This is a genomic window from Streptomyces gilvosporeus (genome assembly GCF_002082195.1).
GTDB lineage: Bacteria > Actinomycetota > Actinomycetes > Streptomycetales > Streptomycetaceae > Streptomyces > Streptomyces gilvosporeus.
On sequence record NZ_CP020569.1, the window covers coordinates 1,108,861 to 1,123,559 of the forward strand.

At 75.3% G+C, this 14,699-nt stretch carries 1 protein-coding gene (running past one end of the window); it reads right to left on the reverse strand.

From position 1 onward, the window contains the following. Window positions 1-14,551, reverse strand: partial view of a type I polyketide synthase gene (locus B1H19_RS05030; protein ID WP_083103413.1) — the 5' portion only. The gene continues 13,907 nt to the left of window position 1, outside the view; the window shows 14,551 of its 28,458 coding nt (coding positions 1-14,551); the start codon lies at window positions 14,549-14,551; its stop codon lies beyond the left edge, outside the window. Between the last annotated feature and the right edge of the window lie 148 nt (window positions 14,552-14,699).

The window sequence follows — 14,699 nt, forward strand, 5'->3', positions numbered from 1 at the left end:
CGATGGGCTCGTCGTCGGCGGCGGTGTTCGCGGCCGTGGTCGTGGCGGTGGTGCCCGTGGCGGACCCGGCGAGGGACTCGCGCAGGAAGGCGACGAGTGCGAGCGGGTTGGGGTAGTCGAAGACCATGGTGCTCGGCAGGGCGAGCCCGGTCCTGGTGGCGATCCGGTTGCGCAGGTCGACGGCGGTCAGCGAGTCGAAGCCGACGTCGCGGAAGGCACGCTGTTCGGACAGGACGTCGGGTGAGGCGTGGCCGAGCGCGGTGGCCGCCTCGGTGCGGACGAGATCCAGCAGGAGACGGTCCTGCTCGACCGGGGCCAGCCCGAGCAGTCGGGTGGCGAACTCGCCTCCGGAGTCGGTGACTTCGGCGCTCTCCTGCGCCGACTGCCGGACCTCGGGCAGGTCCTCGAAGAGCCGGGTGGGCCGCGCGGCGGTGAAGACGGGGTAGTAGCGCTCCCAGTCCACGTCGGCGACGGCCAGGTGCGTCTCGCCGTCGTCGAGGGCCTGGCGCAGGCCGGTGAGGGCCAGTTGGGGATCCATGAAGACCAGCCCGCTGCGGCGGATCTGGCCGGGGTCGACGCGGCCGAGCTTGAGGTCGTCGGCCCAGATGCCCCAGGAGACGGCGGTGGCGTGGGCGCCGCGGGCGCGGCGGTGTTCGGCCAGGGCATTGAGATAGGCGTTGCCGGCGACGTAGGCGGCGTGCGCGCCGCTGCCCCACAGGCCGGCGGTGGAGGAGTACAGGACGAAGGCGTCGAGGTCGTCGCCGAGGAGCTCGTCCAGGTGCCGGGCGCCGGTGACCTTGGCGTCCATGACCTTCGCGAAGTCGTCGAGGGTCGTCTCGTCCAGCGTCGCCAGCTCGATGGTGACGGCGGTGTGCACGACGGTGCGTACGGTGCGGCCCTCGGTCGCCAGCGTGTCGAGCATCCGGGCGACCGCGTCGCGGTCGGTCAGATCGCAGGCGACGACACCGGCCTCGCAGCCCAACTCGCCCAGTTCGCGGATGAGTTCGTCCATGCCGGGGGCTTCCGGGCCGCGGCGGCTGGTGAGGACGACGTGCTCGGCGCCCTGCTCGGCGAGCCAGCGGGCCAGGTGCGGGGCGAGCGTGCCGGTGCCGCCGGTGACGAGGGTGGTGCCCCTCGGCGTCCAGGGGCGGGCCGGGGCGGGGTCCGCGGGGGCGGCGCGTACGACGCGGCGGGCGAAGACGCCCGAGGAGCGGACGGCGAGCTGGTCCTCGCCGCTGCGGCCGGTCAGCACGGCGGCCAGGCGTTCGCCGGCCCGTCGGTCCCACTGCTCGGGCAGATCGACCAGACCGCCCCAGCGCTGCGGGTGTTCGAGGGCGGCCGTCCAGCCGAGGCCGAGGATCTGGGCCTGGTCGGGGCGGGTGAGCCGGTCGGCGCGGCCGGTGGAGACGGCGCCTTGGGTCAGGCACCACAGCGGTGCGTCGATTCCGGCGTCGCCGAGCGCCTGGACGAGCGCGACGGTCAGGGCCAACCCGCGGCTGAGCGCCGGGTGGCTGGCGCTCGCCGCTTCGGCCTGGCCGAGCAGGGACACCACGCCCGTGAGGTCCGCCGCGCCGTCGAGGCCGGTCAGGCGCGCGGTCAGGGTGGCGCGGTCGAGGCAGGCGTCGTCCAGGACGAGGGTGCGCGGGTCGGCGCCGTGGGCGGCGAGGACGCCGGTGAGGGTGTCGGTGTCGGTCCCTTCGGGGGCGACGACGAGCCAGGTGCCCGTCAGGGCCGCCGCGGGCAGGCCGGTCAGCGGCTTCCAAGTGGCGCGGTAGCGCCAGGAGTCCACGGTGGACAGCTCGCGGCGGCGCTTGCGCCAGTGCGAGAGGGCCGGGAGGACCGGGGCCAGGGAGCTGCGGTCCAGGCGCAGGCGGGAGGCGAGCGCCTCGACGTCCTCCTCCTCGACCGCCGTCCAGAACTCGGCGTCCGCGGGGTCCGCTTCGGGACGGTCCTGGGACCGCTCGGGGATCGCCCACAGGTGCTCGCGCTGGAAGGCGTACGTGGGCAGCGGCACCCGGCGGGCGCCGGTGCCGGCGAAGACGGGTGACCAGTCGGCGCCCGCGCCCCGGACGAAGGCTTCGGCCAGGGAGGTCAGGAAGCGGTCGGTGCCGCCGGTGTCGCGCCGGAGCGTGCCGAGCACCGCGGCGGCGGTCCCGGCTTCCTCGGCGGTCGCCTGGATGCCCATGGACAGGACGGGGTGGGAGCTGACCTCGATGAAGAAGTGGTGGCCCTGGGCGAGGAGTTCACCGATGGCGGGCTGGAAGTGGACGGTCTGGCGCAGGTTGGTGAACCAGTACTCCGCGTCCATGACGGTGGTGTCCAGCCAGTCACCGGTGACGGTGGAGAAGAACGGCACCTGGGCCGGGCGCGGGCGCACCGGCGCGAGGACGCCGCGCAGTTCGTCGCGCACCCGCTCGACCTGGGCGGAGTGCGAGGCGTAGTCGACGGCGATGCGCCGGGCGCGGATGTCCTCGCCGACCAGCTCGGCCTGGAGGGCGTCCAGCGGCGCGGTGGCGCCGGAGACGACGGTGGAGCGGGGGCCGTTGACGGCGGCGATCGACAGGTCGTCGTACCCGGCGGCCCCGGCGAGTCGCTGTTCGACCTCCGCGGCGGGCAGCGGGACCGACAGCATGCCGCCGGTTCCGGCCAGCCCGCGGGCGATGGCCTGGCTGCGCAGCGTGACGACGCGGGCCGCGTCCTCCAGGGAGAGCGCCCCGGCGACGGCGGCCGCGGCGATCTCGCCCTGCGAGTGGCCGACCACGGCATCGGGGGTGATGCCGTGCGAGGTCCACAGCGCGGCCAGGGAGACCATGACGGCGAAGGAGGCGGGCTGGACGACGTCGACGCGGTCCAGGGTCGGCGCACCGTCGGCCTGACGCAGCACGTCGAGCAGGGACCAGTCGACGAACTCCGAGAGGGCGGTGGCGCATTCGGTCAGGCGCGCGGCGAAGACCGGGGACTCCTCCAGGAGCCGCGCCCCCATACCGACCCACTGGGAGCCCTGGCCGGGGAAGACGAAGACGGTCCTGCCGTCGGTGTCGGCCGTGCCCTGGACGACGCCGGGTGCGGAGCCGCCGGTGGCGAGGGCGTCCAGGGCCGCGCGCCGGGACACGTCGTCGGTGCCGACGACGACGGCGCGCTGGTCGAAGAGGGTGCGGGTGGCCACCAGGGTGTGGCCGACGTCGAGGGCACCGGGTGCCTCGCCGTCGAGGTGGGCGGCGAGGTGGGCCGCCTGGGCGCGCAGCGCGCCCGGGGTCCGGGCGGACAGCACCCAGGGGATGGCGTCGCCGGCCGGGGGCACCGTCGGCGCGGGGGCCGTCTCGTGCGGGCGGGGGGCCTCTTCGAGGAGGGTGTGGGCGTTGGTGCCGCTGATGCCGAAGGAGGAGACCGCGCAGCGGCGCGGGCGCTCGCCCTCGGGCCAGTCGGTGGGCTCGGTGAGCAGGGAGACGGTGCCGGGGGTCCAGTCGATGTGGCTGGAGGGGGTGTCGGCGTGCAGGGTGCGCGGCAGTCGTCCGTTGCGCAGGGCCAGGACCATCTTGATGACGCCGGCCACGCCGGCCGCGGACTGGGTGTGGCCGATGTTGGACTTCACCGAGCCCAGCAGCAGCGGACTGTCCGGGTCGCGGCCCGGTCCGTAGGTGGCGAGCAGGGCCTGGGCCTCGATGGGGTCGCCGAGGGCGGTGCCGGTGCCGTGGGCCTCGACGACGTCGACGTCCGCCGGGGTCAGCCCCGCGTTGGCCAGGGCCTGGCGGATGACGCGCTGCTGGGAGGGGCCGTTGGGGGCGGACAGGCCGTTGGAGGCGCCGTCCTGGTTGATGGCCGAGCCGCGGACGACGGCGAGGATCTCGTGCCCGTTGCGCCGGGCGTCCGAGAGGCGCTCCAGGACGAGGACGCCGACGCCCTCGGCCAGGGTCATGCCGTCGGCGCCTTCGGAGAACGCCTTGCAGCGGCCGTCGCCGGCCAGGGCCCGCTGCCGGCTGAAGGCGACGAACGGGTTGGGGTTGGTCATCACGGTCGCGCCGCCGGCCAGGGCCAGGGAGCTCTCGCCGTTGCGCAGCGACTGGCAGGCCAGGTGCAGGGCGACCAGGGACGAGGAGCAGGCGGTGTCGACGGTGACGGCCGGGCCTTCGAGGCCGAAGAGGTAGGCCAGGCGCCCGGAGAGCACGCTGGGGCTGGTGCCGGTCACCAGGTGGCCGGCGGAGCCGTCCTCGACGCCGAGTCCGTACTCCTGGTAGGTGGAGCCGATGAAGGTGCCGGTCGCGGAGCCGTGGACGGTGGTGGGGTCGATGCCGGCGTGCTCGAACGCCTCCCAGGTGGTCTCCAGCAGCAGCCGCTGCTGCGGGTCCATCGACAGCGCCTCGCGCGGCGAGATGCCGAAGAAGGAGGCGTCGAACTCGCCCGCGTCGTGCAGGAATCCGCCCTGGGTGGAGTACGTCGTGCCGGGGTTGTCCGGGTCGGGATGGAACAGGCCGTCGGTGTGCCAGCCGCGGTTGACGGGGAAGTCGCTGATGGCGTCGACGCCTTCGCTGACCAGGTCCCACAGCTGCCGCGGGGAGCGGACGCCGCCGGGGAAGCGGCAGCTCATGCCGACGATGGCGATGGGCTCGTCGAAGCCCCCCGACGCCACGGCCACGGGGGCGGCCGACTCCTGTGCGGTGCCCAGGAGTTGCTCGCGCAGGTGGCGGGCGAGGGCGACGGGGGTCGGGTAGTCGAAGACGAGGGTGGCGGGCAGGGCCAGGCCGGTGAGGGCGGCCAGCCGCTTGCGCAGTTCCACCGCGGTCAGCGAGTCGAAGCCGGCGTCGCGGAAGGCCCGCCGCTCCGCGATGGCGTCCGCGGAGTCGTGGCCGAGGGCGAGGGCCGCCTCGGCGCGCACCAGGTCGCCCAGCAGCCGCTCCTGCTCGTCCTGGTCCAGGCCCCGCAGGCGCGCGGCGAATTCGGGCGCGGCGCTTTCGCCCTCGGCGCGTACCAGGGCCTGGACCTCGGCCAGTTCGTCGAAGAGGGCGCTGGGGCGGGTGGAGGTGAAGACGGGGTGGTAGCGCTCCCAGTCGATGTCGGCGACCGTGACGGTGACGTCCCGGTGGACGACGGCGCGCCGCAGTTCGGCGATGGCCGTCGCGGGCGCGAGGAAGCGCAGCCCGCGCCGGTGCAGTTCGTCGGTGACGGCCTCGTGGGTGGCCATACCGGCCTCGGCCCAGGGGCCCCAGGCGACGGAGGTGGCGGGCAGGCCGCGGGCCGCGCGGTGCTCGGCGAGGGCGTCGAGGTAGGCGTTGGCGGCGCTGTAGGCGCTCTGTCCGGCGCTGCCCCAGACTCCGGCGATCGAGGAGACCAGGACGAAGAAGTCGAGGTCGTGGCCGTCCAGAAGGCTGTCGAGGTGGGCCGCGCCGAGCAGCTTGGCGGCCATCGCCTGGGCGGCGTCGGCCAGCGGGGTGTCGGCCAGCGCGACCGCCTGGCCGACACCGGCCGCGTGCACGACGCCGGTCAGCGGGTGCTCGTCGGGTACGGAGTCCAGCAGCGCGGCGAGGGCGGCGCGGTCGGCGGTGTCGCAGGCCGCGATGGTGACCCGAGCACCCAACTCCTCTATTTCTGCTGCCAGTTCACTGGCGCCGGGGGCGTCGGGGCCGCGGCGGCTGGTGAGCAGGAGGTGCTCGGCGCCGCTGCGGGCGAGCCAGCGGGCGGTCTCGGCGCCGAGCGCTCCGGTGCCGCCGGTGATCAGCACGGTGCCGCGTGCGGTGAAGGCGTCGGCCGGGGGCAGTTCGGCTTGCGGATGGCGGACCAGGCGCCGGCCGAGCACTCCGGTGGCGCGGACGGCGATCTGGTCCTCGCCGCCCTCGGCGGCCAGCGCGCTGACGAGGTGCTGGGTGGCGGGGGCGTCGAGGGTGTCCGGCAGGTCGATCAGGCCGCTCCACAGCTGCGGGTGCTCCAGGGCGGCGACCCGGCCCAGTCCCCAGACCGCGGCCTGGAGGGGGTGGGTGAGCGGGTCGTCGGCGCCGGTGGTGACGGCGCCCCGGGTCAGGGTCCACAGGGGCGCGGCGAGGCCGGTGTCGGCGAGCGCCTGGATCAGTACGAGGCTCAGCGCGAGCCCGGTGGACGGCTGGGCGCCGGTCTCGGCCCCGGGCCGGTCGGCGAGCGGCAGCAGGGACAGCACTCCGGTCAGCGGCCGGTCCTGGTCGCGTACGGCGGCGAGCCGGTCGGCGAGGTGGGCGCGGTCGCGGCAGGCGTCGTCCAGGGCGAGGGTCTCGAACTGGGCGCCGTGGCCGCGCAGCGCATCGAGGATCTCGTCGCTGTCGATGCCGTCGGCGGTGACGAGCAGCCAGGTGCCGTCCAGTACGGGCGCGGCGGTTGCCGGCACGGGGCGCCAGGCCACGCGGTAGCGGGTGGAGTCCAGCAGCGCCTTCTCCTGCCGGTGCTGGCGCCAGGAGGACAGTGCGGGCAGCAGGGCGTACAGAGAGGCGTGCTGTTCGTCGCGCAGCCCGAGGAGGGCGGCCAGTTCCGTGGCGTCGCCGCGTTCGACGGCGCCCCACAGCTCGGCGTCCGCGGGGTCGGCGGCGCGCTGCGCGAGGGCCGGGGTCTGTTCGGGCCAGTAGCGCTCGTGCTGGAAGGCGTAGGTGGGCAGGTCGACGGTGCGGGCTCCGGTGCCGGCGAGGTACCCGGGCCAGTCGACGGCGGTGCCGCGGACGTGCAGGCGGGCCAGCGCGGTGGCCGCGCAGCGCTCCTCGCCGCGCCCGTGGCGCAGCAGCGGGACGATATGCGCGTCCGCGTCGTCGCCGAGGGCGTCCTGGGCGGCGGCCGACAGCACGCTGTCGGGGCCGAGTTCGAGGAAGGTGCCGGCGCCGCAGTCGTACGCGGCGCGCAGGGTGTCGGCGAAGCGGACGGCGCCGCGGGCGTGCGCGACCCAGTAGTCGGCCGAGCGCAGTTCCGCCTCGGTGGCGGCCAGTCCGGTCAGGCCGGAGACGACGGTCACGTCCGGTGCGTGGTAGGTGAGTTCGGCGGCGACCTCGCGCAGTGCGTCGAGCGCGGGGTCCATGAGCGGCGAGTGGAAGGCGTGGCTGACCGTCAGGCGCTTGGTCTTGCGTCCCTGGGCGGCGAAGTGGGCGGCGATCTCCTCGGCGGCGGCCTCGTCTCCGGCGACCACGACGCTGTGGGGGCCGTTGACGGCGGCGAGGGAGACCTCGTGCTCGCGCCCGGCGAGCAGCGGCGCGGTCTCCTCCTCGGTGGCCTGGAGGGAGATCATCGCGCCGCCGGCGGGCAGCGCCTGCATCAGCCGTCCGCGGGCGCTCACCAGGCGGGCCGCGTCGGGCAGCGAGAGGACGCCCGCGACATGCGCGGCGGTGATCTCGCCGATGGAGTGGCCCAGCAGCACGTCGGGGCGGATGCCCCAGGTGCCGAGCAGCCGGTGGAGCGCGACCCCGACGGCGAACAGTGCGGGCTGGGTCCACTCGGTGCGGTCCAGCAGCGCCGCCTCGGGGCTGCCCTCCGGGGCGAACAGGACGTCCTTGAGGGGCCGGTCCAGATGCGGGTCGAGGGCGGCGGTCACCTCGTCGAGGGCCTGGGCGAACGCGGGGAAGCGGGCGGCGAGTTCACGGCCCGCGCCGGGGCGCTGGCTGCCCTGCCCGGAGAACACCACGGCGAGCTTGCCCGCACCGCCGACCTCGCCCTCGGTGAGCGCGGGGCCCGGCCGGTCGGCGGCCAGGTCGGCGAGGGCGCGCAGCAGTTCGTCGCGGTCGCCGGTGACGACGGCGCGCTGGTCGAAGGCCGAGCGGGTGGTGGCCAGGGAGAGCGCGACATCGGCCGGATCGAGGGCGGGGCGCTCTTCCAGGAAGGAGCGCAGGCGGGCGGCCTGGTCGCGCAGCGCGGCCCGGCTCTTGCCCGACAGCGTCCAGGGCACGACGGCCGGGGTGAGCGCCGGCTCCTCGCGCTGCTCGGCGACGGCCGCCGGCTCCTCGACGATCAGGTGCGCGTTGGTACCGCTGAAGCCGAAGGAGGAGACGGCGGCGCGGCGCGGCCGGTCGGCCTGCGGCCAGGGCGTCTCCTCGGTGAGCAGGCGCACCGCCCCGGAGTCCCACTCCACGTGCGAGGACGGCTCGTCGGCGTGCAGGGTGCGGGGCAGCACGCCGTGGCGCATGGCCATGACCATCTTGATGACGCCGGCGACGCCGGCCGCGGCCTGGGTGTGGCCGATGTTGGACTTCACCGAACCCAGCAGCAGCGGCGCTCCGGCGTCGCGGTCCCGGCCGTAGGCGGCGAGCAGGGCCTGGGCCTCGATGGGGTCGCCGAGGGTGGTACCGGTGCCGTGGCCCTCCACCGCGTCAATGTCCGTGGCGGACAGGCCGGCGGCGGACAGCGCCTGGCGGATCACCCGCTGCTGGGCGGGGCCGTTGGGGGCGGTCAGGCCGTTGGAGGCGCCGTCCTGGTTGACGGCGGAGCCGCGGACGACGGCCAGGACCCGGTGCCCGTTGCGGCGGGCGTCGGAGAGGCGTTCCAGGACGAGGACGCCCACGCCCTCGGACCAGCCGACGCCGTCGGCGCCGTCGCCGAACGCCTTGCAGCGCCCGTCCGGGGACAGGCCGCGCTGCCGGGAGAACTCGATGAGGGCACCCGGCGTCGACATGACCGTGACGCCGCCGGCCAGCGCGAGCGAGCACTCCCCCGCGCGCAGTGCCTGCATCGCCCAGTGCATGGCGACCAGCGAGGACGAGCACGCGGTGTCGACGGTGACGGCGGGGCCTTCGAGGCCGAGGGTGTAGGAGATGCGCCCGGAGGCGACGCTCGGGGCGGTGCCGCTGCCCTGGTGGCCCTCGAACTGCCCGCCGGAGAGCACCGTGGCGTAGTCGTTGTACATCACGCCCGCGAACACGCCGGTCTGGCTGCCGCGCAGGGACATCGGGTCGATGCCCGCCCGCTCGACGGCCTCCCAGGACGCTTCGAGGAGGAGCCGCTGCTGGGAGTCGGTGGCCAGGGCCTCGCGGGGGCTCATGCCGAAGAAGGCGGGGTCGAAGTCGGCGGCGGTGTGCAGGAATCCGCCGAAACGGGAGTAGGAGGTGCCGGTGCGGTCCGGGTCCGGGTCGTAGAGCGCGTCCAGGTCCCAGCCCCGGTCGGTGGGCAGGCCCGAGATGGCGTCGGTGCCCTCGCTGACCAGCCGCCACAGGTCCTCGGGCGAGGCGACGCCGCCCGGGTAGCGGCAGCTCATGCCGACGATGACGATGGGGTCGTCGTCCGCGGCGGCACGGGGCGCATCGGCCGCGGCGGCGGCCTCGGAGCCCATGAGTCCGTCGAGGAGGTGCGTGGCGAGGGCGTCGACGGTCGGGTGGTCGAAGATGACGGTCGCGGCGGTGCGCAGGCCGGTGGCCGCGTTGAGCCGGTTGCGCAGTTCCACGGCGGTCAGCGAGTCGAAGCCCAGCTCCCGCAGCGGGCGCCGCGGGTCGATGTCGGCGGTGCCGGCGTGGCCGAGCACGGCGGCCACCTGTCCGGCCACGAGGTCGAGCACGACCTCGCGGCGGTCGGTCTCCGCCAGCCGCGACAGCTGCTGTACGAGGGTGACGGCGGTCTCCGAGCCCGAGACCACCGAGCGGCGGGCCGGGGTACGGATCAGGCCGCGCCACAGCGGCGGTATCTCGCTCTGGACGCGCAGGACGGACAGGTCGAGCCGGGTCGGCAGCAGGACGGCGGCATCCGTGGCGGTGGCCGCGTCGAACAGGGCGATGCCCTGCTCCTCGGTGAGCGCGGGCGTGCCCATCCGGGCCAGGCGCTGAAGGTCCTCGTCCGTCAGACCGCCGGTCATTCCCGCGGTGGGCTCCCACGGGCCCCAGGCCAGGGAGAGCCCCGGCAGCCCCTGGGCGCGGCGCAGTTGGGCGAGCGCGTCGAGGAAGGCGTTCGCGGCGGCGTAGTTGCCCTGGCCCGCCGCGCCCACGGTGCCGGAGAGGGAGGAGAAGACGACGAAGGCGGCCAGGTCCAGATCCCGGGTGGCCTCGTGGAGGTGCCAGACGGCGTCGGCCTTGGGCCGCAGGACCGCACTGATCCGCTCGGGGGTGAGCGAGTCGATCACGCCGTCGTCGAGGCTGCCGGCGCTGTGCACGACGGCGGTGACGGGGTGCTCGGCGGGCACACCGGCCAGCAGTCGCCGCACGGCGGCGCGGTCGGCCAGGTCGCAGGCCGCAAGGGCCACCTGCGCGCCGTGCTCGGCCAGTTCGGCCACGAGTTCTTCGGCGCCGTCGGCGTCGGCGCCGCGGCGGCTGACCAGGAGCAGATGACGTACGCCGCGCTCGGCGACCAGGTGGCGGGCCAGTACGCGGCCCAGGCCGCCGGTGGCCCCGGTGAGCACCACGGTGCCCTCGGGGTCCCACTCCGCAGCGGTCCCCGACGTCTGGGCGCGGGCGAGCCGCGCGGTGTGCACGGCGGTGCCGCGGACGGCGGTCTGGGGCTCGTCCGAGGACAGGGCCAGGGCCCGCAGCAGCGGCTCCGCGGCGGGTTCGGCGGTGCCGGGGTCGAGGTCCAACAGCCCGAAGCGGCCGGGGTGTTCGCTCTGCGCGGCCCGTACCAGGCCCCAGACGGCGGCGGCCACCGGGTCGGGTGCCTGCCGGGCGTCGGTGGCGACGGCGCCACGGGTGACGAAGACCAGCCGGGAGGCGGCGTACCGCTCGTCCGCCAGCCAGGTCCGCAGGCGCTCCAGCACGTGGGCGGTGCGGGCGTGCACGGAGGTGACGATGTCGTCCTCGGCCCCCTCGACGGGGGCGAGGACCACGTCCGCGGCGGGCGCGGCGGCGTCCGGGCCGGGCAGCGCCGTGACCGTGAGGCCCGTCGGCGCAAGAGCCCGCTCCAGGCCGAAGAGGTCGGGGCCGAGGACGGCGGCCGAGGCGGGCGCCTCCCCGGCGGCCTGGCGCGGTTCGCTCCAGCGCATCTCGAACAGGGCGTCGCGGACAAGGGAGTTGGCCGCATCGATCTGCTCGTCGGGCAGGGTGCGCAGGACCAGCGAGCCGATGGAGGCGACGGGGGCGCCGGTGGTGTCGGCGACGGCGAGGGCCACCGCGTCGTCCCCGGCCGGGGTCAGTTTCACCCGGACCGTGCTCGCCCCGCTCGCGTGCAGGGTGACGTCCTGCCACGAGAAGGGCAGACCGCCGCGGGCGTCCTCGCCCAGGTCCACGAAGGCCGCGGCGTGCAGCGCGGCGTCCAGCAGGGCCGGGTGGATGCCGAACGACCCGGCGGACGCGGCGTCGGCGCCGTTGCTCTCGGGCAGCGTCACCTCGGCATAGACGTCGTCGCCGCTGCGCCAGGCGGCGCGCAGGCCCTGGAAGAGGGGGCCGTATCCGAAGCCGGTGTCGGCCATCCGGTCGTAGAAGCCGTCGAGGTCCAGCTCCTGCGCGTCGGCGGGCGGCCAGACGGTGGCGTCGAATCCGGCATGGTGCTCACCGGCGACGAGGGTGCCCGCGGCGTGCTGGGTCCAGGGCAGCTCCTCCGGCCCGTCGGGGCGGGAGTGGACGCTGACGGCGCGGCGTCCCGACGCGTCGGGACTGCCCACCCACACCTGCACCTGGACGCCGCCCTCCTCGGGCAGCACCAGCGGGGCGGCGAGGGTGAGTTCCTCCACCCGGCCGCAGCCGGCCTCGTCCCCGGCGCGCACGGCCAGCTCCAGGAAGGCGGTGCCCGGCAGGAGCACAGTGCCGCGCACGGCGTGGTCGGCGAGCCAGGGGTGGGTACGCGTCGACAGCCGTCCGGTCAGCAGCAGCCCGTCGGAGTTGGCGACCGACACGGCCGCCGTCAGCAGCGGGTGGTGTGCCGCGCCCAGGCCCGCGGCGCGCACATCACCGCCGGTCGCGGGCACGCTCTTGGGCCAGTAGCGGCGGCGCTGGAAGGCGTACGTGGGCAGGTCGGCGCGCCGGGCGCCGGTGTTCTGGAAGTAGGGCTCCCACTGGACGGCCACACCGCGGGTGTGCAGACCCGCCAGCGCGGCGGTGAGCGTCTCGGCCTCGGGGCGGCCGGGGCGGAGCACGGCGAGCGTGGCCGGGACGCCCTCGGCGGCGGTGTCCGTGTCCGCGGCCAGGCAGGTCTGGGCCATGGCGGACAGGACGCCGTCGGGGCCCAGTTCCAGGAAGGTGGCGGCGCCGTGGCCGTCGAGCCAGGCGACGGCGTCGGCGAACCGTACGGCGTGGCGGGCGTGGTCCACCCAGTAGTCGGGGGAGGTCAGCTGCTCCACCGTGGCGAGGGTGCCGGTCAGGCCGGAGACGACCGGGATCACGGGCGCCTGCGGGGTGAGCCGGGAGACGGCCGCGCGGAACTCCGCCAGCATGGGCTCCATGAGCGGGGAGTGGAACGCGTGCGAGACCCGCAGCCGCTTGGTCCTGCGGCCCAGCGCGCCGAAGTGCTCGGCGACGGCGGTGACGTCGTCGACTTCACCGGCGACGACGACGGCGTGGGGCCCGTTGACCGCGGCGATGGAGACGCGCTCCTGCCGGTCCTCAAGGAGGGGCAGGACCTCGTCCTCGGCGGCTTCGAGGGAGACCATGGCGCCGCCCTCGGGCAGCGCCTGCATGAGGCGGCCGCGGGCGAGCACCAGGGCCGCGGCGTCGGCCAGGGTGAAGACGCCGGCGACATGCGCCGCGGCGATCTCGCCGATGGAGTGCCCGGCGAGGAAGTCCGGCGTGATGCCGAAGGACTCGGCGAGCCGGTACAGCGCGACCTCGAGCGCGAACAGCGCCGGCTGGGCGTAGCCGGTCTCGTCGAGCAGGGCGGCCTCGGGCGTGCCGTCGGCGGCGAACAGCACGTCCTTCAGGGGCCGTTCGAGTCCTTCGTCGAAGTGGCCGAGGACCTCGTCCAGGGCGGTGGCGAAGACGGGGAAGCGGGCGGCCAGTTCACGCCCCATGCCCGGCCGCTGGGAGCCCTGGCCCGCGAAGAGGAAGGCGAGCTTGGACCGTGTCCGCGCGGTGTCCTGCACCAGACCCGGGGCCGGTGTGCCGTCGGCGAGCGCGGTGAGGGCGGCGCGGGCACCGTCCAGGTCGGCCGCGGTGAACGCGGCGCGGTGCTCCAGGCCGGAGCGGGCCGTGGCCAGGGAGTAGGCCACGTCCAGGGGCGCGGGGCCGGACGTGAGGTGTGCGAGCAGCTGGGCCGCCTGGGCGCGCAGCGCCTCACGGGTGCGGCCGGAGACGAGCCAGGGGACGGCGCCCGCCGCCACGGGTTCGGCGGCGGCCGGCTCCGTGTCCTCCTCGGGGGCGGCCGGGGCCTCCTCCAGGATCGTGTGCGCGTTGGTGCCGCTGAGCCCGAACGAGGAGACGCCGGCCCGGCGCGGCTGTTCGCCCTGGGGCCAGGCGGTCTGCTCGGTGAGCAGGCGCACGGCTCCCTGCGTCCAGTCGACGTGCGAGGACGGCGCGTCCACATGGAGCGTGCGCGGGAGCAGGCCGTGCCGCATGGCCAGCACCATCTTGATGACGCCGGCCATGCCGGCCGCCGCCTGGGTGTGGCCGATGTTGGATTTGACGGAGCCCAGCAGCAGCGGCCGGTCGTCGTCGCGGTTGCGGCCGTAGGTCGCCAACAGCGCCTGGGCCTCGACCGGGTCGCCCAGGGTGGTGCCGGTGCCGTGCGCCTCGACGACGTCGACCTCGTCGGCCGAGAGCCGCGCGCTGACCAGCGCCTGCTCGATCACCCGTTGCTGCGAGGGGCCGTTGGGCGCGGTCAGCCCGTTGGAGGCGCCGTCCTGGTTGACGGCGGAGCCCCGGATGACGGCCAGGATCTCGTGCCCGTTGCGACGGGCCTCCGAGAGGCGCTCCAGGACCAGCACGCCCACGCCCTCGGACCAGCCGGTGCCGTCGGCGGAGTCGGCGAAGGAGCGGCAGCGCCCGTCGGCGGAGAGCCCGCCCTGGCGGTTGAACTCCACGAAGGTGGTGGGGCTGGACATCACGGTGACGCCGGCGGCCAGCGCCAGGGAGCACTCGCCCTGGCGCAGGGAGTGGGCGGCCAGGTGCAGGGCCACGAGGGAGGACGAGCAGGCGGTGTCGACGGTGACCGCCGGGCCCACGGCCCCGAAGAAGTAGGCGAGTCGGCCCGAGATGACGCTGGTGGTGGTGCCCGTCAGGGCGAAGCCCTGGACGTCGTCGTCCGGGCCCACCCGGTACTCCTGGGGCATCGCCCCGACGAACATGCCCGTCCTGGTGCCCCGGACCGCCGCCGGGTCGATACCGGCCCGCTCGAAGGCTTCCCAGGAGGACTCCATCAGCAGTCGCTGCTGCGGGTCCATGGCGAGCGCCTCACGGGGCGATATCCCGAAGAAGGAGGCGTCGAACTCGGCCGCGTCGTGCAGGAATCCGCCGGAGAACTCCGCCGCGTCCTCGGCCAGCAGCTCCCAGCCGCGGTCGGTGGGGGACGTGGTGATGCCGTCCCCGTCGGCGGCGAGCAGGGACCAGAGCTCCTCGGGACTGCGTACGCCTCCCGGGAAGCGGCAGCTCATCCCCACGATCGCGATCGGCTCGCGGGCCGCCGCCTCCAGCTCGCCCACCCGCTGCCGGGAGCGCCGCAGATCGGCGCTGGCCCGCTTCAGGTAGTCGCGGAGCTTCTGTTCCTGGTCCATGTTCGCCACGTTCAACCCAACCCATCTCAAGACCGGCGGACAGCAGAGGATTTCGATGCGGACATCCGGCCTGAGGACGGCTGTTCCACAGCGACTGAGTGATCTGCGTGCCCTGCACGAGGCAGCTCGACGTACCGCACGCCACTCG